Genomic DNA, 20,105 nt, shown 5'->3' on the forward strand with positions numbered 1-20,105 from the left:
TTGATTATGAATAGTATAAAAAGAATTATTTCAGTCATAGTTTTGGACGAACACGGCGTGCTTTCTCGTATTTCTGGGCTTTTTGCAGGGCGCGGATATAATATCAACTCCCTAACCGTCGCACCTATCCCAAATACAAATTTATCTAGGCTTACGATTGTAACCTTGGGTGATGAGCGCATTATAGAGCAAATTACCAAGCAACTTCACAAGCTAATCCCGATTTATAAAGTAATCGAGGAGGCAAATTTTGTCGAAAAAGAGATGGTTTTAATAAAAATCGCATTAAACGAAAATTTAGCCGGACTTGACGCTTTGCTAAAAGCGTATAACGGCTCTATCGCAAACAGCGACGAAAACCATATCGTGCTTATGGCGTGCGATGATGCTGATAGAATCGAGAGTTTTTTAAAGACCGTGAAAAAATACAACCCAATCGATATCGTCAGAAGTGGTAGCGTCGCACTTGATATGTAGGAGAATATATGAAACTTTCTGAAATTGTTAAAATTTTAAGAATGGATTTTGATAGTTTGGGGATCGAAGATGCCGAAATCACAGCTATAAATTCATTGCAAAATGCAAGCGGAAGCGAGCTTAGCTACTGTGATAGCGAAAAAAATGAAAAATTTATCGCAGATAGCAAGGCGTGCGCGGTTTTGGTGAAAAAGGGCGTCGAGGTTCCAAAAAACATAATCAAAGTCGAGTGTGTAAATCCACACCTAGCCTTTGCGATACTAAGCAAATATTTCGCAAAACCGCTTATTAGGGAAGCTCGCCCAAGCGCGATAGCTAAAAGTGCGCAAATTGCAAAGGGTGTTTATATCGGCTCAAATACCCAAATCGGCGAGAGAGTCGTAGTCTGCGCTGGTGCGTATATCGGCGATGATGTCGTTATCGGCGATGATTGTGTGATACACCCAGGGGTCGTGATTTACAATGACACGATTATAGGGGCTCGCTGCCATATCCTAGCAAACGCAGTTATCGGCTCGGACGGCTTTGGCTACGCGCACAGAAGCGACGGCACGCATGTTAAAATTTATCACAATGGAAATGTCGTGCTCGAAGATGAGGTCGAAATCGGTGCGAATACCACGATAGATAGGGCGGTTTTTGGCTCTACGATAATTTCATCTTGCACCAAAATCGACAATCTAGTCCAAATCGGACACAACTGCGAGCTAGGTCAAAATTGTCTAATCGTCTCACAAGTGGGACTTGCAGGATCAACTATACTTGGTAGAAATGTCGTCCTTGGCGGTCAAGCAGGCAGTGGCGGACATGTCAGGGTAGGGGATTTCGTCCAAGTCGCAGCCAGAGGCGGGATTAGCAAAGACCTGCCAGCTGGTAAAAATTTCGCCGGCCACCCGATAATGGAGCTAAAAGAGTGGTTTAAACTCCAAGCCAAGATTGCGCGATTTTTCAAAGATAAATAAGGATTAAAAATGACACTAGAAGAGTTAAATGATACAATCGCTAGAATTTTGCTAGAAAGCCCCGAGCTTAGGGGTTGTGAAGTGGAAGTCGTGGGCGAGAAAAAACACGAAATTTTCGCAATCTATGTCGATGAAAACGCCAGAAAAATAGTCGTAGAAATCTAAATTTAGCCCAAAAATGGGCTAAATTTCACTTCAAATTTTTTATTAATTCCTCAATTTCTCTACTTTGTCCTAGTCTATACAGCGCAAAATCGTATTTTATCGGATCGTGCGGGTCGAACTCACGCAGTTTCGCGCTAAGAGCGCTAACAGCGCGAAAATCATAAACCTTTCTATCTATTAAGCCCAAGGCTAGCGAGACCTTGTGCGTGTGAGTATCGAGCGGTATGAGCAGTTTGGACGAACTTATGCGCGAAAATAGCCCCAAATCTATATCGCTTTTGCGCACCATCCAGCGCAAAAACAGATTGTAGCGTTTGTATGGCGAGGTCGGTTTGGCGGTGAAATTTTTGCCGAAAAAAAACTCATATCCAGCCGAGCGATACTCTGAAAGCTCGTAAATTTGGGCTATGAGCGCATTTATGCCATTTATGATTTCGCCATTTTTCATACCATTTAAAATGATTTTTTCTATATCGCACTCGCAAAGTCTGCGAAGCGCGAGAAAAATCTCCGCCACATCGCGCTCGCTTTGAAAGCGGTATTTTTTGCCTTGCAAAGCTGATTTTATCGTCTTTTCATCGCTTCCAAGCAAATCAAAATTTAGCGAATTTAAAAATTTCACTATCTGTCCTGCGTTGCCATAGGCAAAAAGTGCGCAAATTAGCGCGATTACGGGTGCGTGCGGAGTGTGAGCGAGAGGTTTTAGCACTTGCAGTGGATCTGGGGCGCTAAAAAGATTTTCATCAGTATTGCTACGCGCCGAATAATACTCCAAAAGTGCCTTCATTTCGGCACCGCTAAGGTTTTTTGAAATTTTATTTTGCATAGTAAGATAGCGTCGTAGCGCCAAATTTCTTGGATTTTAAAAGGCTAAATTTGGCGATATTTGCCTCAAATTTCATCTCACTTGCGTGCTCGATTATTACAAATTTCACCCTCTCGCACTCGCAAATTTCGCAGATTAGGCCCACTACGCGCTCGTAAATTCCAGCAAAACCATCTCTGATATCAAATGGCGGATCAAGGTAGATGAAAATTTTCTCATTGTCTAAATTCGCCAAAATTTGTGGCAAAAGCGCGAAACAATCGCCATTTAGGGCATTTTTTTCCACGCCAAAAAGGGCGAAGTTGCGCCTTGTGATTTCGTAAGCTTTGCGATCTTTTTCGATAGCAAAAACCTCTTTTGCGCCGTTGCTAAGGGCTTCGAGCGCCATGCCGCCGCTTCCGCCAAAGCCCTCGATGAAGCAGCTGCTCTCTAATTCATACCTAAATGAGTCGAAAAACGAGCCCTTTACGATCGATTTCGTGCTGCGCGTAGTGCCTAGGCTTGGGAGTTCCAAGCTTTTTCCTTTGTAAATTCCGCTTGAAATTTTGCCTCTAAATTTCGCCACTTTGTTTCCTTAAAATTTCTAAAATTCGCGCTTTAAATTCATCAAATACTGCGCCGATTTGCGCTTCTAAATCCAAATTTTGTGAAAACTCAAATTTATTATAGCTGGCTTGCACGATTTCGCTCTCGCTAAAATTTTTAAGCGCCAAAACAAGCTGTTCTTTGCTAAACGGCAGTTCTAAATCGCCGTTTTTGGCGATGATAAAGAGCGGTTTGGCACTTGCTCTGGCAGTGTCTGTCACGACAAAATCGGCCTCGCCTAAATTTTGCACGGCAAAATTTGCCAAAAACATTTCGAGGCTTTTTTGCATAATCTCGCATTCGCAATCGATAAAAACTCTCATTAAAATCCTTTTAAAAACTCGATAAATTTGAACTTTTCGCCAAATTCGTGGCGCAGGTGGTTAAACTGGGCTAGGGCGTTTTGATAGCCGTTTTGACCCAAATTTTGCGCAAATTGCTCCAAAATTTGCGTCGCGCCAAATTCGATTAAAGCCTTTTCAAAACTCATAAATCTGCCAATTTTCGCGCCAGTATTCTCAAAAGCTCGCGATAAAATTTCAAAATCTACATTGTAAGTAATGTCGCTTACCCCGTAAAATTCGGCTAAATTTTGAATTTCAAAAAAATTATAGACTTGGTGATTTTTGTAAATTCTAAGCGAAATTTCCCCGCTCGCACCCATTTTGCCATAATCAAATGCCAAAAAGGCGAATTTTTGCGCATTAATGCTACTAGCAAATTCTCCGTATCCAAGCGGAATTTCTGCGCCCTCAGCGCTAAATTTTAAAATTTCATTATCGCAAATTTCGCGCCAAATTTGTTTAAAATCCTCGATATAAAGCATTTTGCCCTCTTTTACGACCTCGCATTTGAAGGTGTCAAAAAGCTCGTTTGCGATAAAAATCGCCTCGCTAAATTTCGCCTCTTTTAGCGAAGCGAAGTGTTTTAGCGTGATTTCATCGCCAAATTTTTTAGCGAAATTTTTGCTTTGGATTTGGCGCAGCCTCTGGTGTGGCTCGATGATGACAAACTCAAATTTCGCCAAAGAATTTGGATCGAAAGTAAAAAGCGCTTGCGCTATATCAGCGAGCAAAAATCCCTCGTTTGCGCCAATTTCGACGAGTGAAATTTTGCCAGCAAAATTCGCACTAAGGCGCAAAATTTCGCGCCCCAAGCAAATCCCAAAAAAGCTTCCCACGCTAACAGCGGTGTAAAAATCGCCCTCTTTGCCGATTTTAACGCCATTTGCGTAGTAGCTATCATTTAGCCACGCCTCGAAAAAATCGCTAAATTTCAATCTTGAAGCTCTTCAAGAGTTTTGCGCAAAATTTCAAATCCTGCTTTTATCTCTTTTTTCTTTATGTTTAGTGGCGGTAAAAATCTTAGCGTTTTGCTACCTGATTTTAGCACCAAAAGTCCGTTTCTTAGGCACTCGGCAAAGAGTATGCTTAGATATGTGCTGTCTTTTAAAACTAGTCCTTGCATTAGTCCAAGCCCTGTGCGAGATTCGAAGAAATTTGGGAAATCTTTTAAAATTTTGTCTAAATTTTCCTCAAATTCAGCGATAGTTTTTTTAAGCTCGCCACTTTCGTAGAGGTATTCTAGCTCGCGCAAAACGGCGTTTGCGGTCGATGTGGCTAGGTGGTTGCCACCAAATGTGCTTCCATGCTCGCCAGGGGCAAAGATATTTTCCCTAGCTACGCACGCACCGATTGGCACGCCACCTGCTAGCCCCTTGGCAAAGGTGATAATGTCAGGCTCGATACCATAAATCTTGCTTGCGACAAATTCGCCTGAGCGATAGACGCCACATTGGACCTCGTCGGTGATTAGAAGTAGATTTTTTTCTTTCAAAACTTTGGCTAGTTTTTGGACTGATTTTTTATCCAGTGGGCAAATTCCGCCCTCGCCTTGGATTAGTTCTATCATCACAGCGACCGTTTTATCGCTGATATTTGCGATGATTTCATCAATTCCGTCGTAAAATTTAAACCCCTCAATGTATGGAGCGAAAATTTCAGGGTGAAATTTATCCTGTCCTGTGGCACTCAAAGTAGCCATAGTGCGTCCGTGGAAGGAATTTTTCAAAGTCAAAATTTCATATTTTTTGCTCTCAAATTTAGTCATGCCGTATTTGCGCGCCATTTTTATGGCTGCTTCGTTCGCCTCTGCCCCAGAGTTGCAAAACACAGCGTATGTTTGATAGCCTAAAAGATTGCTGATTTTTTTGGCTAGCACCTCTTGTGGCAGGACTCTATAAATGTTCGAGCTATGGATTATCATCGCGCTTTGCGTGTTTATGGCCTCTATCACCACAGGGCTTGCATGCCCTAGGCTACACACTCCGATACCTGCGGCGAAATCAATGTATTTCTCGCCGTTGCTATCCCATAGCTTCGCGCCTTTACCCCTCGTAAAAGCGACATCGACCCTAGAAAAATTACTCATTAAATACTTCATTTGTTATACTCCACTTTTGGCAAATGCCAACCCCTATAATACGCAAACATTCTAACCACAATCCCAGCGAAAAATAGTGCCAAAATCGTGTAGATATTCGCCAAGTCAAGCCAGTCTAAGATAAAATAAACCAGCCCGACACCCATACTTATCGTCCCATAAAGCCCCGTGCGCAAAAACCACGGCACCTCATTTAATAGCACATCGCGCAAAATTCCGCCACCAACGCCATTAAAAAAGGCGATAAGTATCGCCCCAAAAACATTTAATCCATACTCGATCGAAACCATAGCCCCGACAATCGAGAAGCAAATCACATCGATTGCGTCGGAGAAAATAAATATAAATCTGCCTTGCAGTTTTTTGGTCTGAGCTGCGAAAATATGCGAGGCGATAAGCACCGCAATAACGATGATTACTGGCATATAGTGCGTGAAGGAATACAGCGGTCTGCCCACCGTGATATCGCGCACAATCCCGCCACCAAGGGCGGTTAAAAACGCAGCCAAAAAAATCCCCAGCCAGTCGCAATCCCTTTTAACCGCGAATAAAAATCCGCTCAAAGAAGCTGAGGCAATGCCGATGTATTCGATATATAAAATGATATTATGCTGTGTCATCGGCGTGGGTAAATTCTAAAATTTAGTGAAATTTGGGCTAAAATTTGCATTAAATTTCGCCCTTGTTTTGGAAAAACCACAAAAACGCCGCCACTAACCCAGAGGCTCGCACGATTTTTTCGTCATACATAAATTTTTTAGCTTCATCTAACGGCAAAAAATACAGCTCGATATTCTCGCCATCGACCCCGCCACCTGCGCCTTTTTTCATACTCTCATCAATCTCGCCGTAAAATAAAATTTGGCGATTTGCGCCAAAACCAAGCGCGCTGTAAAAGCTCGTGATAAACTCCAAATTTTTAAGTTCATATCCAGTTTCTTCGTAAATTTCCTCGATTGCGGTTTGTTCCTCGCTAATGCCTTTGTCTAAAATCCCAGCGCACAGCTCGTAGGTAAAGCCCTTTTCATCGCAGTTTATTAAATTTTCGTCTTGGTAAAACCACACGCTTGGGCGAAACTGCTTAACGAGCAAAAACGCCTTTTTTTCGCTGTGATACAGCAGTATTGAGACGCTATCATGCACCTTGACGCAGTCCCACGCGCGCGCCTCGCCGTTTAATTCGAAATTTAGCCTAAATGGCTTAATGAAATTCGAGTGTTCGAGTTTTGAAATTTTAAAATTTTTTATATCAATATCCATGTCGCAAGTCCTAAAAAGCTAAAAAATCCCACTATATCAGTAACCGTGGTCAGCAAAACCGAGCTTCCCACAGCTGGATCGATTCCAAAACGGCGCAAGGCAATCGGAATAATCGCACCAAAAAATCCAGCCAAGGTCAAATTTATCACCATTGACATCGCAATCACGACGCCAAGAAGCTTCATACCAAACCATACCCACGCCACAATTCCCATTGCCACGGCAAAAATTGAGCCATTTACTAGCGAAATGGTAACTTCGCGCGTGATTACCGAGCGGATATCGCGCGCCTCGATTTCGCCAAGGGCTAGGCGACGCACCGTAACGGTGAGAGCCTGCGTGCCTGTGTTGCCACCCATGGAGGCCACGATTGGCATAAGCACGGCAAGGGCGACTAGTTGCTCGATTGTAGCGTCAAAAAGTCCGATGATAATCGAGCTAATAATCGCCGTGCATAAATTCACGCCCAGCCACGATGCACGCGCCTTTCCAGCTGAAAATGCAGTATCTTCCTCCTCAGCCTCATCATCGACACCGGCAAGGTTGTAAATTTGCTCTGTGGCGCGCTCTTGAATCAAATCATGCACATCATCGGCTGTGATTCGCCCAATCAGCACGCCGTTTGCGTCCAAAACAGGGATTACATTTAGGTCAAATTCCTCGAAGTCTTTGATGACATCTTCGATTTTATCGGTATCGGTGGCGAAATGCACCTTTGCGTCTGCGTTAAATTTTTGCGAAATTTCTTTTAGCGTGAGCGAAAAATCGTATAAAATCAAATCTGAGGTCGAAAACGCGCTTAGCATGTGGCCCTTATCATCTAAAACAAAGAGCTGAAAAACATTTTCGATATCGCCGTTTTGGCGCATTACCCTTAGCATATCGACAGCTTCGCCTAGGGTTTGGTTTTCGCGTGCGCTAAAAACCTCGGTTTGCATATACGCACCAGCTTCGTCATCGTCGTATTTATTAATCGTCAAAATATCGTGGCGATCGTCCTCATCAAGCCCGTAAAAAAGCTCCTTTGCCTTATCCTCGTCGATTTCTTCGATACTTTGGAGTAGTTCTGCTTGATCATCACTTTCTAGCTCCTCGATAGCTTCGACGATTTTCTCGCTAGGAAGGGTTTCGATGATGTCTTCGAGCATGTGATCTGGCATTTCAAGCGCAGCGTCAGCGAGGTCCTCGGGATCGAGTTTTTCTAGGAATTCGACATATTTTTCCTCGTCGTGTTTTTTAAGCGCCTTTAAGTGATCTGCAAGGTCCGCTGGGCTTAGCTCTTCTTCTATCGTATCGCCGATATGCGCCTCTAAAAGAGCTTCGGCCTCTTCGTAATCTGTCAAAAATTCTTTATCTTTTGCTTCCATTTTTGCCTCTAATTTATGCTGACTAAATTTTCATAAGGTTCAAATTTCGCTGGGTTTTTCGAGCCGTCTTTAACCGCGTCAAATTTAGCGTTCATATCTTTTACTAGCGCCTTAAATTTGCGCTCTTCCTCGCTTACGAAATTTGATTTTGTGATTTTTATGGTTTTTAGGGGATCGACTGGCTGGTTGTTGCGATACAGACCCAAATGCAAATGCGGTCCCGAGCTTAGGCCTGTGGAGCCTACATAGGCGATTAGTTGGCCCTGTTTTACGCTCATACCGACTTTTAGCCCTTTGGCAAATCCGCTTAAATGCGCATACAGCGTAACCAAACCTCCGCCGTGGTTGATTTCGACGGTGTTTCCATAGCCGTTTTTGCGCCCTACGAAGGTTACTTTGCCATTACCTGCGGCATTTACTTTCGTGCCTTTTGGCGCAGCATAATCCACGCCTAGGTGCGCGCGGTATCGTTTAAGCACCGGGTGGAAGCGTTTAGGCGTAAAACGAGATGAAATTCTAGTATAAACAAGAGGTGTGGTAAGCACGAAATGTTCGACCTTTTTGCCAGTTTCGTTGTAGTATTTGTCCTCGAAATAATAAAGCGATTTTGGCTTTTTGGCTTCCTCGATTGTGCCGGCTAGGATTTTAACCCCGCCAAATGGGCGTCCAAGGCGAGTTTTTTGCTCGTATAAAATCGTAAGGCGATCGCCTTTTTGTAGTTTTTTGAAATTTACCTCGTTTTTAAAAACGCTCGAAAATTCGTTTGCTAGCGCGATACTTCCGGTAGCCTTTAAGATATCATTTGAGGGCGATGAAGTAATCTCAATGCTTAAAGCGTAAGAGTGCTGTTCATAAACAATCGGCGTGTAGATAAATTTGTAAATTCCCTTTTTGTCGCGGTAAATTTGGATTTGAAGTTCGTCGTTTATGGGGATTAGGACTTGGACGATTTTGCCAAGCGGGTCTTTAAGCATCATACACTCGACATCTGCGCGCACTTCGGCGGCTAATTCTTGGTCCTCTTTGTCTAAATCATAATATGTCGAGAGCGGAATAGAGAAATTTTCCATAAATTGTAGCAAGCTCACGCCTGAGGGCCATTTAAATTTTTCCACACTCGCAGAAGAGGCAAATGAAAGGCTAAAAAGTAAAAAAATCAGTGCAAAAATTCTCATCATAAACCGCTTTAAAATTGAAATTAAAACCTCAATTCTAGCCAAATTTGGTTTATATTTGGCAAATATCCCTTGCCGTTTGTTGTAAATTCTTATGTATAATTGGCGAAATTTTTTATTTTAGGAGTTAAATTTGGAACGAATTTTACTTGCTTTGGGGCTATTTTTATCATCTGTTTTTGGGGCTGAGTTTTACATGCCACCTTATGAAACGCTGATTTTTGATGTGCAAAATGGCGAAGCCGTAATCGCTGATAATCCCGCTATCATGGTAGGAAGCGCTGGGGTTGTAATGCATGATTTCGGTAACGGCGAAAACGCTATCATCGCGCGAGCTGTGGTAACTGAAAAAATCGGCGCAAAGGCAAAAATCAGATTTGAAGTCTTTGGTATGTTGGAGCAAAAAGCCCTGCCACTACCAAAAATTTTGCCAGCTAATGGCGATAAGGTGATTTTAAACTACCTTTATGACCGTGCCCTAATCGTGGCTCCAAATGCTGAAATTTACGCACAAATCGTGCAAGCTTTCCCAAATATCGAGTTTATTCACCCTGATCTTGGTGGAGCGTATTTGAGGCTAAATTCTAAACCAAACCCAAGCCGTGATGATTTCCGCAAAATTTGCGCGAAAAACAGCACTGGGCTAATTTTTATCGCAATGAACGAAAAGAGCGTATTCGCAGACTGCGGCAGCTTCAAACCACTTCGCACATACGAAAGTGGCAAGGTCGCATACTACACGCTTCCGTTTTATTCACGCGTAGGGGATATCAAAACCGTGTTTTGGGATTTCACAAATGGTCCGATTAGCGACTATGACAGACACTACTCATATCTTTTGGGCTTAGATGATGAATAATTCTGATATAGAATTTTTTACGAATTTATTAGGCGAGCAAAACGCCTATTTCGACGAAGCGCATAAAATCGCCTACTGCTACGACGCGACTAGAAGGCGTTTTAAACCAGACGCTGTGCTTTTCCCGCGTGATGAGAGCGATGTGAGCGAGATTTTAAAATACTGCAACGCTCATAATCTGCCAATTATCCCGCGCGGGGCTGGAAGTGGCTTTACGGGCGGTTCTTTGGCGCATGAGGGCGGGATAATTCTAGGCTTTGAAAAGCACATGAATAAAATTTTAGAGATTGATTTGCAAAATTTAGTCGCCGTTGTCCAACCCGGCGTGATAAATAAAGATTTGCAAAACGCAGTCGCAAAAATGGGGCTGTTTTATCCGCCAGATCCTGCGAGTGAGGCATACAGCACGCTTGGTGGCAATGTCGCTGAAAACTCAGGCGGTATGAGAGCGGCGAAATACGGCATAACCAAAGACTATGTCATGGCTCTACGCGCTGTGCTTCCTAGTGGCGAAATCATACGCGCTGGCAAACGCACCATAAAAGATGTCGCTGGGTATAATATCGCTGGAATTTTAATCGCTAGTGAGGGCTCACTTGCTGTGATTACCGAAATCACGCTAAAACTCATCACAATGCCTAAATTTAAAAAGACCGCAATGGGAATTTTCCCAAGTGTCAAAAACGCAATGGACGCCGTGTATAAGACAATGGCGAGTGGCGTAACGCCCGTGGCAATGGAGTTTTTGGACAATCTGTGCATAAAGGCTGTCGAGCAGAAATTTCATAAAGGCTTGCCAACTAGCGCTGGGGCGATACTAATCTGCGATGTCGATGGCAATATCGAAGATAGCCTAGAAGCCGATTTGCGCGTGATCAAAGATAGTTTTATGGCAAATGGCGCTAGCGAATTTCGTGTGGCAAAAGATGAAAAAGAGAGTGCGGATATTTGGTTTGCGCGCAGAAACTGCTCGCAATCAATCACCTGCTATGGCTCTTTGAAGTTAAACGAAGATATCACCGTGCCACGCTCGAATTTGCCTGCGCTTTTGGATAAAATCGCTGAAATTTCGGCTAAATATGGGCTTGTAACGCCGTGTTTTGGGCACACTGGCGATGGTAATGTCCATACAAATGTCATGGCTGATAAAAGCAATGTCGAAGAGGTCAAAAAGGCTCACCTAGCTATCGAGGAGATTTTCGCAGCGACTGTGGAGCTTGGTGGCACGCTAAGTGGGGAGCATGGGATTGGCATTTCGAAGGCTCCGTATATGAAAATGGCGTTTAACGAGGCTGAAATGGAGCTTTTCCGCGCGATTAAAAAGGCCTTTGATCCAAACAATATCCTAAATCCAAACAAAATGGGGCTGTAAAATTTAGCTTATTTGCGGTGGGCAAGTATGCCCACCCTACGAAGCTTTGCCATAGTTTGATTTTGAAATACAGCGTGGATTTTCGACATTGACCAAATTTAAATTTGATTGTAGAATTTGGGAATTTGGAAGTATCGAAGCGTTTAGCGTGGCAGAAAATCCAAAAATTATGGCGATGAATATATTTATAAATTTATTCATATTCATACTCTCCACTCAAAGACTAGTTCTATATTAATTGAATTTAAAACATCGCTTACTTGTAAAAGAAAATTTTTACCTTTTTCGTTTATACAATGTCTAGATACTATTTTTATTTTAATTTCTTTGTTTTTAACTTCTGGTTTAATATCGAAAATTTCACCACTTTCAACAGCTTCGATATATGAGTTTATTTTTTCTTGCATTAGCCACATATGTTCGTTATCATCTTTTTCTTGCCCTGTCCATTCTAAATAATCAACCATAATTAAATCGGCAGTCGTATTATAAACCGCTATCATATCAATTTCATCTTTTTTATTTAATGCCATTTATTTTCCTTAATTTTATTCAGGTCTTACAATCTGAATTTTTGTTGGCGGAATTTTTGTGCCACCTTCAAAATTTGGTTTGCCCTTTCCAATAATAGTTGCACCATTTTGTTCTATTTCTGGGAAACCAATTTTAAATATGGTGCTATTTTAGTTTTTATTATCCAACCAAGCTATTGCCATTTTTAATAATTTTTCCAAATTATTTGAGCTAGAAGCACCATCAAAACTATTTTCGGTTGCATTGATTACAAGCCAATCATTATCCGATATATCTAAATTTTTACTTATTCTTTGTTTGTCTTCTTCGCCGCTTATATTTATATGCCAACCTGGATTGTCTAAATTTTCTATGACAATTCCATTATTATGTTCCCATTCTCCATTACATTTTGAAATATACCAATTTTGTAAATATAGAATTTCTTTACTCATTATTACTCTTTTCTAAAAGTTTTTTAGAACCGTATGGTGGGTATCCTTGCCCACCGAATTTTATATTTTTATCAAATTTCATTATTATTTCAAACCAGACGCAGTATTTCTAGCTTGCGAAGCGAAAATTGGCTAAATTTCAAATTTCACTCTTCGTTAGGGGCAAAATTTTCGAAAATTTCTCTATGCAAAATTTCTTCCAAAATCACCGTCGCATACGAGCCTTTTGGCAGATAAAAGCTAAATCCAAACTGCGCCTTTTCCTCGTCGTAGCTGTGCGAGATATCCTCTATATAGCTCCACGCATAGCGATACGAGCCGTTTGTTTGCGCCAAATACGCCTCAGCCTCGGCGAAAATCTCGCTCTCAAATCTATTCGCCACGCCACTTGCGCGCAGTTTTTGCGCCCCAGCGATGAGCCCAGTACTCGTGATATCGCGGCGCACAAATCGCTCTATCTCCGCGCCCAAATCCTCGCAGGTAAAAAACGCCCCATGCGGGAAATGCCCTAAAATCTCGCCCGGAAGTAGCTTGTAAAATTGCGCCTGAGTGGCGATAGATTTGGCAAGGGCTTTGTCAAATCCGTAAATTTTGGCAAACTCGCTCACACTAAATTCGCTAGCAAATTTTGAAATCTCGACCCTTTTGGCTAGCCAAGCGTTAAATAGCTCGCTTTGATACGCGCTGATTAAAAAGTCGCGCATTTTGGGATTTTTAATGCGCTTTTCGCCACGCAGTATCGCTAGACCCGTCTTAGCATTGTCGCCAAATTTGCCAAAGCGCTGAAATCCAAAATAGTTCGCAAACCCCTGCGCGCCGAGTGTTTCAAGAGCTTCACGTAGTTTTAAAGCGTCAGTTGGCAAGACCTTTTTTAGGCGGATAAAAAAATTATTTCCCTTTAAATGTCCGATTTTTAGCTTGTTTTTGTGGCGATTAAGGCTTAAAATTTTGATTTTTTCGTGCGAAAAACTCTCTAAATTTTGCGCGAATTTGAAAGGAAATGTAACAAACTGGCTAGTTAAGCCCTCTTTGTCTTTAAGCCCTGCATAGCCAAAATCGCGCATCTTAACACCTAAATGTTCGCTTAAAATCTGCAAGGCTTCCCAGGTGGTTAGGTCCTTTTTTTGCAGATGTATCATCGCATGCTCGCCATCACCGCTAGGCTCATACAATGGGACTTCGCGCACGACGAAATCGTTTGAGTTTTTGCTAAAATGCGCGTTTATGGGCGCGTGGTTTAAGGTATATAAAAATTTCATATTAATTTCACTTTTTGGCTAAAATAAAAGCGATTATTATATAAAATCGCGCCTAAAAATCTAATTATTAGCCAAAATTTAGTAGAATTTCGGGCGCAAAAAGGAGCAGTTATGTTGGAGATCAGGCTTTTCAGATTTGACCCTAAAATCGATGTTTTAAGCTATTTTAAGCCATATATTTTTGAGCGCGAAAATTTCGCTAGCGTGGGCGAGCTTTTGGACGAGATAAAGGCGGGCGATCCGTATTTTAGCTATGAGGGCGTGAGTTTTGTCAAAATAAATGGCGTGGTCGCAAGCGTGGAGGAGCCATTTGGTGGGATTTTGGCGCGTTTTGGTAGGATTTTATACATTGCGCCACTTAGCCAGAAAGAGGCGCGAAAGGATTTGGAGTGCGGATTTGAGAGTTTTTACTCTAAATTTCAGAGTTTTTCTGCTATCGCTAATAGCGATACTTTCGAGTTTTACAAGGAATTAGCGCCGTATTTTTACAGCTCAAATTTAAGGAAGTTTAGCGAGGTTTTTTTGGGAAACAGCGCCTTTGTTTTTGCGAATTTTCTGCTCGAAAATTTCCCGCAAAAAAGGGGCGAAATTTTAGATTTTATCCGCCCGCAGCTCGTCTATTTCACGCCGTGTAATGCCCTAAATTTGGACTATGATTGCGATTTGATTTATGATAGGCTTTGCGAGCTTTGTGGGATTGATCCAGCGCGCGCGGATAAAATTTATAGCGCGCAAAGTCTAGCCGAGATAGACGCAAACACTGCCCTGCACCGCTACACGGGCTTTAAAATCGCTGTTTGGGGCGATGAGGGCGCGCGGGATTTGGTGCGCAGATTTGGCGGAGATGTCGTGAGATTTGAGCGCGAAAATGAGGCGTTAAGGGCTGAAATTTACGGCGCCGAAAAGGAGTGCGCGCTAAGGGTGGCTGGGGAAATTCTCTTTGACGCGTTTGATAGCGGGGCTGATTTTTTGCTGGTAAATTCCAAAAAAGCACTTGGCTTTATTGATGGTAAAAGTGCCGAAATCTGCGCACTAATGGGGCGCGAGCTAATTGATTTTTACCTGCTTAGCACGGACGAGTTTATCACTCTTAGCAAGGGTGAAAAACCAAAAACTTTGGCGTCGCATAAACTAAAAGTCGCGTTGGTGTAGAGCGGTGTGAATTTCAAATGAAAGCCAAGATTTTTTAATTTTAATCTCTATATCTTTTTACAGTTGTGCTTTTCGTTGTTTGGAATTTAATTATATTTCGTGGCATGGATTTAGGCATTATTTTTCAAATGATTTTGAAAAATTTCTATTTTTTGCACTATTTTTTATGTTTGCGAGTTTTTGTTTATATGGATTTTTTTGTAAATCAAAAAGGCAATTTAACACCAAAAATTTTAATTTTATTTCGCCCAAAACCAAAAAACAACCCAAAAAACCAAAAGGCGAAAAAGTCAAATTTGATAAACCAAAAAATAAGTTAAATTTGAAAAATGTAAAATTTAAAAATCAAAAAGGCAGTATCGATGAAATGGATTAAATTTAAGGCGCAAATTCGCGCCTTAAATTTCACCTATGAAACGACCTTGATCTCGATATCTTCGCCGTTGGCGTCGATTAGGATTGCATTTCCTTCTTTTAGCTCGTCGTTTAAAATCATATCGGCGATCTTATCCTCGACCAAATCATAAAGTGCGCGTCTTAGCGGTCTGGCGCCGTATTCTGCGTCAAATCCAGCCCCAGCAATGAGCTTTTTGGCATTTTCGCTTAGAGTCGCGCTGATACCGCGCTCTTCGAGCAAATGTGCTAGCTCTTTAAACATAATTCCCACGATATCGATGAGATTGTCTTCGCTAAGGGCGTTGAAAATTACAATGTCATCGAGCCTGTTGATAAATTCAGGTCTGAAATAGTTTTTCAGCTCGTCTTTTACGGCGTTTTCGCGCTCATTTTCGCCCAGACTCATAATCTTATCCGAGCCGATATTGCTCGTAAGGATAATAATAGTGTTTTTAAAATCCACGACCACGCCCTTGTTATCGGTCGCACGCCCGTCATCGAGTATGCCAAGCAAGATATTAAAGACATCTTTGTGTGCCTTTTCGATTTCATCGAAAAGTAGCACGCTATATGGACGGCGGCGCACAGCCTCGCTTAGCTGCCCACCCTCATCGTATCCTACATATCCAGGGGGCGCACCAAGCAAGCGTGAGACGCTGTGTTTTTCCATATATTCGCTCATATCAAATCTAATCATCGCTCGCTCATCGTCGAATAAAAATTTCGCTAGCGTTTTGGCGCTCTCTGTTTTGCCCACGCCAGTAGGTCCTAAAAACAAAAAGCTTCCAATTGGGCGATTTGCGCTAGCAAGGCCAGCCTTGTTTCGCTTCACAGCGCGCGCTATGGCGTGAAGCGCGGCGTCTTGACCCACGACGCTTTGTTTTAGGTGAGATTCGATATTTAGGTATTTTTCGCGCTCTGATGAGAGCATTTTGCTTACACTAATTCCTGTCCATTTGCTAAGGATTCCTGCGACCATTTCCTCATCGACGCGGTTTTTTAGCAAAACTCCGCTTTCCTTCATACCCTCCCATTTGGCTTCTAGCTCTTTGACTTTGGCGTTTGCGGCTGGGATTTTGCCGTATTCGATCTCGGCGGCCTTGCTTAAATCACCTTTGCTTCTAGCGTTTGCGGCTTCGATTTTTAGGCTATCTATTGATTTTTTGGCTTCGCTTATGCCGTTAAATACAGCCTTTTCGTTTTCAAATTTAGCTAAAAGCGAATTTTTGGTTTCGTTTAAATTCTCAATCTCTTTGTCGATTTGATTTAGCCTTTTGTCGTTTTTGGCGTCGTTTTCCATTTTTAGGGCTTCTTTTTCGACTTGGAGGGTTAGGATTTCCCTTTTTGCCTTGGCTAGCTCGTAAGGCTCGCTCTCGATTTGCATTTTTAGCTCAGCGGCAGCCTCGTCGATCAAATCAATCGCTTTATCAGGCAAAAATCTATCGCTGATATAGCGGTGGCTAAGCTTGGTGGCAGCGACTAGCGCGCTATCTGTGATTGTGACATTGTGATGAACCTCTAAGCGCTCTTTTATACCACGAAGTATCGCCGTAGCCTCGCTCACGGTCGGTTCAGCCACGATGACAGGCTGGAAACGGCGTTGCAAGGCGGCGTCTTTTTCGAAATATTTGCGGTATTCTTTGAGCGTAGTCGCGCCGATAGTGTGTAGCTCGCCCCTAGCTAGGGCAGGTTTTAGGATATTTGCAGCGTCCATACTGCCTTCACTTGCCCCAGCACCCACGATAGTGTGAATTTCATCGATGAAAAGTATCACATCGCCAGCTTTTTTGACCTCGTCGATGACGGCTTTTAGGCGGTCTTCGAACTCGCCTCTGTATTTCGCACCGGCAATGAGCGCGCTCATATCAAGTGCCATTACGCGCTTGTTTTGCAGGCTAAGTGGGACATCTTTTTGCGCGATTAACTGCGCCAAACCCTCGACAATGGCGGTTTTACCCACACCTGGTTCGCCAAGAAGTATTGGGTTGTTTTTCGTTTTGCGAATCAAAATTTGCATCATGCGAGTGATGACTTCATCGCGCCCGATAATCGGATCTAACTCGCCATTTATCGCTTTTTGGGTCAAATTTAGCGCAAATTTGCTAAGCGCTTCAAGCGTGTCATCGCCTGTTTTGGTGGTGATATTTTTGCCTGCTCTTAGCATTTCTAGCTCTTTTTTTATCTCGTTAAGATCGGCAAATTTAGCCAAAATTTCTTTTAGCGGAGATTTGTCTAAATTCGCCACTAACCAAGTATCAATAGCGATAAATTTATCCCCAAGGCTCGTCATTAGGCCTTTTGCGCTCTCTAGCGAATTTACCACTTCGCGCGAAATTTTGATATTATCGCGTGTGACATTTGAGCTAGTTGGCAGGGTTTGTAGCGCGCTTTTGATTTCTAATTCAACTGCGCTTTTGCTGATGTCAAATTTGTTAAAAATTTGATTTAGCACAGAGGTTGAATCCACGCACAATGCCCACAAAATGTGCAAATTCGCAACCTCGCCATTTTTGGAGTGGATAGCTAGGGAGAGCGAACTTTCGAGTAGTGAGTGCATTTTGTCGGTTAAAATTTCAAGTGTTTCGTTCATAAAAAACTCCTTAAAGTTGATTTTGTCTGTATTATATATATTTAGTCTAATTATGTCAAGGTTTTTTAGTAAATAAATTTAATCTTTCAAATTTTTCGCTCTGAATTTTAAAATTTTATCGCTAAAAATGGCTTAAATTTAACTAATATTTAGCGAAATTTTTATAGAATTCCGCCTATTTCAAATTAAGGACAAATTTTTGCAACAAAAACATCTCTTTTTTGGCTTTGGTTTTGTATTTTCACTACTTTTTGGTCTGTTTTTTGTAGGAAATTTGGAGGCGAAAGAGGCAAATTCGACCAAAAAACCTGACAGCGAAAAAACAAGGCTTGAAGCGCTGGCAAAGCTTACTAAAACCCTAGCAATCGTGGAAAATAACTATGTCGAGCAGATGAGTTTTTCGGAGCTTGTGGATAAGACGATTTCTGGATTAATGGGAAATTTGGACGCTCATTCTAGCTTTATGGATCAAAAAGCTTACAATGATACTAAGGTGCAAACTCAGGGCGAATTCGGCGGTTTGGGCATTCAGGTCGGTATGAAAGACGGCGCACTAACGATAATTTCGCCGATTGAGGGCACACCGGCTGATAAAAAGGGGCTCAAAGCAAATGATGTGATTTTGCGAATCGACGGAAATGCGACACTTGGGATTACAATCGATGAAGCTGTAAGCAAAATGCGTGGCAAACCAAAAACAAAAATCACGCTCACAATCGTTCGCAAAGGCGAGAGTAAGCCCTTTGATGTGGAGATTGTGCGCGATATAATCAAGGTCGAGTCTGCGTATTCGAAAATGATAGATGATGAGAAAATTTTGTATTTGCGCGTAACAAATTTCGACCAGCATGTTACGGCTGATACGGCTAAATTTATAAAAGAACACCCCGAGGCAAAGGGGATAATCCTTGATTTGCGAAATAACCCTGGCGGACTTTTGGAGCAGGCAATCGGGCTTGTGAATTTATTCGTGGATAAGGGCTTAATCGTATCGCAAAAAGGTCGCAACAAAGCCGATACCGAGGAGCATAACGCAGATCCTAAGAAAAAGGTAACCGATCTGCCACTCGTCGTGCTAGTAAATGGCGGAAGTGCGAGTGCAAGCGAGATCGTAAGCGGGTCGTTGCAGGATTTAAAACGCGCTGTAATCGTGGGCGAGAATACCTTTGGCAAGGGTAGCGTGCAGGTGATTTTGCCTATCGAAAACAAAGAAGCCTTGCGACTAACAATCGCGCGGTATTACCTTTCTAGTGGTCGCACAATCCAAGCTGTGGGCGTTACGCCTGATTTGATTGTAGCAGCTGGCAAGGTGCCTCAAAAGAGCGAAAATGAATTTTCGGTCAAAGAAGCCGACCTGAAAAAACACCTAGAAAGTGAGCTTGCAAAGGTCGAAGAGCCGAAAAAAGAAGAAGAAAAAAAAGAGAAAAAAGATGAGAAGAATTTCATCTCAAAAGAGCAGATTAACGACGATATTCAGCTAAAAACCGCAATTGATGCGATTAAAATTTTAAGACTAAGCAAAGGAGAGTAGCATGGCAAGCAAAAAAGAGCTTATTTACGAGGGCAAAGGCAAAAAAATGTGGTCAGTCGAGGGCAACGATGATTTGCTAATTAGCGAATTCAAAGATTCCTTAACTGCATTTAACGGCGTGAAAAAGGCAGAAGAGGCTGGAAAAGGCGCACTTAATTGCAAAATTTCAACTCAAATTTTTCATTTATTAGAGAAAAACGGCATCAAAACTGCGCTAGTTGAGACGCTAAACGAAACTGAGCAATTAGTCAAAAAATGCAAAATTTTCCCACTTGAAATCATCGCGCGAAATGTCGCTACTGGCTCACTTACAAAACGCCTTGGTATCAAAGAGGGCACGATTTTGCCATTTACTTTGGTCGAGTTTTGCTACAAAGACGATGATTTGGGCGATCCGATTCTAAACGACGAACACGCCATAATCCTAGGCGCGGTAAAAGATCAAGCCGAGCTTGACGAGCTTAAAGTAATCGCAAAGAAAATAAATGAAATTTTGGTTAAATTTTTCGATGAGAGAAATTTGCGCCTAATCGACTTTAAAATCGAACTTGGCAAAGATAGCAAAGGCGAAATTTTACTAGCTGATGAGATTAGCCCTGATAGCTGCCGTTTTTGGGATAAGGACACGAACCAAAAACTAGACAAAGATGTATTCCGTCAAGGGCTCGGTGATGTAAAAGTCGCTTATGAGGAAGTTTTAAAAAGAATTTTAGGATAAA

Annotated in this window: 22 protein-coding genes; 8 read left to right on the forward strand and 14 right to left on the reverse strand. The window is 42.2% G+C overall.

Going from position 1 to position 20,105, the window contains the following annotated elements; translation table 11 throughout:
- The first annotated feature begins 6 nt into the window (after positions 1–6).
- The 3 genes from ilvN to OFN67_RS00830 are packed head-to-tail and all read left to right on the forward strand — an operon-like array spanning position 7 to position 1,604.
- Positions 7–477, forward strand: coding sequence for an acetolactate synthase small subunit (gene ilvN, locus OFN67_RS00820; protein WP_270859039.1), 471 nt, complete (start codon positions 7–9; stop codon positions 475–477).
- An 8-nt stretch (positions 478–485) separates the two neighbouring features.
- A complete protein-coding gene (gene lpxD, locus OFN67_RS00825; RefSeq protein ID WP_270868292.1) occupies positions 486–1,439 on the forward strand; it encodes a UDP-3-O-(3-hydroxymyristoyl)glucosamine N-acyltransferase in 954 nt (317 codons plus the stop codon).
- Positions 1,440–1,448: 9 nt separating this feature from the next.
- Complete coding sequence (locus OFN67_RS00830; RefSeq protein WP_270859037.1) at positions 1,449–1,604, forward strand: hypothetical protein; 156 nt, start codon at positions 1,449–1,451, stop codon at positions 1,602–1,604.
- A gap of 25 nt (positions 1,605–1,629) precedes the next feature.
- Here OFN67_RS00830 and OFN67_RS00835 read toward each other — a convergent pair whose 3' ends face one another.
- Genes OFN67_RS00835 through OFN67_RS00875 form a run of 9 tightly spaced genes read right to left on the reverse strand, consistent with a single transcriptional unit; the run spans position 1,630 to position 9,262 of the window.
- The gene (locus OFN67_RS00835) at positions 1,630–2,391 is read right to left on the reverse strand and encodes a TIGR02757 family protein (RefSeq protein WP_270868291.1); all 762 of its coding nucleotides are present in this window, start codon (positions 2,389–2,391) and stop codon (positions 1,630–1,632) included.
- 28 nt (positions 2,392–2,419) lie between these two features.
- Positions 2,420–2,995, reverse strand: coding sequence for a 16S rRNA (guanine(966)-N(2))-methyltransferase RsmD (gene rsmD / locus OFN67_RS00840; RefSeq protein ID WP_270868290.1), 576 nt, complete (start codon positions 2,993–2,995; stop codon positions 2,420–2,422).
- A complete protein-coding gene (locus tag OFN67_RS00845) occupies positions 2,982–3,338 on the reverse strand; it encodes a hypothetical protein (RefSeq protein ID WP_270868289.1) in 357 nt (118 codons plus the stop codon). The genes rsmD and OFN67_RS00845 overlap by 14 nt, the downstream gene beginning before the upstream one ends.
- The gene (locus OFN67_RS00850) at positions 3,338–4,294 is read right to left on the reverse strand and encodes an SAM-dependent methyltransferase (protein ID WP_270868288.1); all 957 of its coding nucleotides are present in this window, start codon (positions 4,292–4,294) and stop codon (positions 3,338–3,340) included. Before OFN67_RS00850 ends, OFN67_RS00845 begins: the two co-directional genes overlap by 1 nt.
- Entirely contained in the window at positions 4,291–5,457 is a 1,167-nt protein-coding gene (locus OFN67_RS00855; RefSeq protein WP_270868287.1) for an aspartate aminotransferase family protein, read from the reverse strand. The genes OFN67_RS00850 and OFN67_RS00855 overlap by 4 nt, the downstream gene beginning before the upstream one ends.
- Positions 5,454–6,077: a trimeric intracellular cation channel family protein gene (locus OFN67_RS00860; RefSeq protein WP_270859031.1), complete on the reverse strand. Its 624-nt coding sequence runs from the start codon at positions 6,075–6,077 to the stop codon at positions 5,454–5,456. The genes OFN67_RS00855 and OFN67_RS00860 overlap by 4 nt, the downstream gene beginning before the upstream one ends.
- A gap of 49 nt (positions 6,078–6,126) precedes the next feature.
- Positions 6,127–6,717, reverse strand: a complete 591-nt coding sequence (locus OFN67_RS00865; RefSeq protein ID WP_270859030.1) for an NUDIX domain-containing protein — start codon at positions 6,715–6,717, stop codon at positions 6,127–6,129.
- Complete coding sequence (mgtE, locus tag OFN67_RS00870; protein WP_270868286.1) at positions 6,702–8,084, reverse strand: magnesium transporter; 1,383 nt, start codon at positions 8,082–8,084, stop codon at positions 6,702–6,704. The genes OFN67_RS00865 and mgtE overlap by 16 nt, the downstream gene beginning before the upstream one ends.
- Before the next feature lie 8 nt (positions 8,085–8,092).
- Positions 8,093–9,262, reverse strand: coding sequence for a peptidoglycan DD-metalloendopeptidase family protein (locus OFN67_RS00875; RefSeq protein ID WP_270859028.1), 1,170 nt, complete (start codon positions 9,260–9,262; stop codon positions 8,093–8,095).
- A 130-nt stretch (positions 9,263–9,392) separates the two neighbouring features.
- Here OFN67_RS00875 and OFN67_RS00880 point away from each other — a divergent pair, with 130 nt between their 5' ends.
- Complete coding sequence (locus tag OFN67_RS00880) at positions 9,393–10,118, forward strand: plasminogen-binding N-terminal domain-containing protein (RefSeq protein ID WP_270868285.1); 726 nt, start codon at positions 9,393–9,395, stop codon at positions 10,116–10,118.
- Positions 10,111–11,490, forward strand: coding sequence for an FAD-linked oxidase C-terminal domain-containing protein (locus tag OFN67_RS00885; RefSeq protein WP_270868421.1), 1,380 nt, complete (start codon positions 10,111–10,113; stop codon positions 11,488–11,490). Before OFN67_RS00880 ends, OFN67_RS00885 begins: the two co-directional genes overlap by 8 nt.
- A gap of 36 nt (positions 11,491–11,526) precedes the next feature.
- On the opposite strand, the gene OFN67_RS00890 is transcribed toward OFN67_RS00885, so the two are convergent.
- From OFN67_RS00890 to truD, 4 genes are all read right to left on the reverse strand, one after another.
- The gene (locus tag OFN67_RS00890) at positions 11,527–11,691 is read right to left on the reverse strand and encodes a hypothetical protein (RefSeq protein ID WP_270868284.1); all 165 of its coding nucleotides are present in this window, start codon (positions 11,689–11,691) and stop codon (positions 11,527–11,529) included.
- A 2-nt stretch (positions 11,692–11,693) separates the two neighbouring features.
- Entirely contained in the window at positions 11,694–12,023 is a 330-nt protein-coding gene (locus tag OFN67_RS00895; protein ID WP_270868283.1) for a DUF6572 domain-containing protein, read from the reverse strand.
- A 150-nt stretch (positions 12,024–12,173) separates the two neighbouring features.
- On the reverse strand, positions 12,174–12,458 hold the full coding sequence (locus tag OFN67_RS00900) for an Imm53 family immunity protein (protein WP_270868282.1): 285 nt from the start codon (positions 12,456–12,458) through the stop codon (positions 12,174–12,176).
- A 146-nt stretch (positions 12,459–12,604) separates the two neighbouring features.
- Positions 12,605–13,717 carry a tRNA pseudouridine(13) synthase TruD gene (gene truD, locus OFN67_RS00905; RefSeq protein WP_270868281.1) on the reverse strand — a complete coding sequence of 371 codons (1,113 nt, stop codon included), beginning with the start codon at positions 13,715–13,717 and terminating at the stop codon, positions 12,605–12,607.
- Between the two features lie 111 nt (positions 13,718–13,828).
- Here truD and OFN67_RS00910 point away from each other — a divergent pair, with 111 nt between their 5' ends.
- Positions 13,829–14,869 carry a hypothetical protein gene (locus OFN67_RS00910; protein WP_270868280.1) on the forward strand — a complete coding sequence of 347 codons (1,041 nt, stop codon included), beginning with the start codon at positions 13,829–13,831 and terminating at the stop codon, positions 14,867–14,869.
- A 409-nt stretch (positions 14,870–15,278) separates the two neighbouring features.
- Here OFN67_RS00910 and OFN67_RS00915 read toward each other — a convergent pair whose 3' ends face one another.
- Complete coding sequence (locus OFN67_RS00915; RefSeq protein ID WP_270868279.1) at positions 15,279–17,855, reverse strand: ATP-dependent Clp protease ATP-binding subunit; 2,577 nt, start codon at positions 17,853–17,855, stop codon at positions 15,279–15,281.
- Positions 17,856–18,039: 184 nt separating this feature from the next.
- Between OFN67_RS00915 and OFN67_RS00920 the strand changes: the two genes are divergently transcribed.
- Positions 18,040–19,386: a S41 family peptidase gene (locus OFN67_RS00920; protein ID WP_442867877.1), complete on the forward strand. Its 1,347-nt coding sequence runs from the start codon at positions 18,040–18,042 to the stop codon at positions 19,384–19,386.
- Between the two features lies 1 nt (position 19,387).
- Positions 19,388–20,104, forward strand: coding sequence for a phosphoribosylaminoimidazolesuccinocarboxamide synthase (gene purC / locus OFN67_RS00925; RefSeq protein WP_270859019.1), 717 nt, complete (start codon positions 19,388–19,390; stop codon positions 20,102–20,104).
- Position 20,105 lies beyond the last annotated feature (1 nt).

Source organism: Campylobacter sp. JMF_11 EL3, from assembly GCF_027736965.1.
In the GTDB taxonomy this organism is placed as follows: Bacteria; Campylobacterota; Campylobacteria; order Campylobacterales; family Campylobacteraceae; genus Campylobacter_B.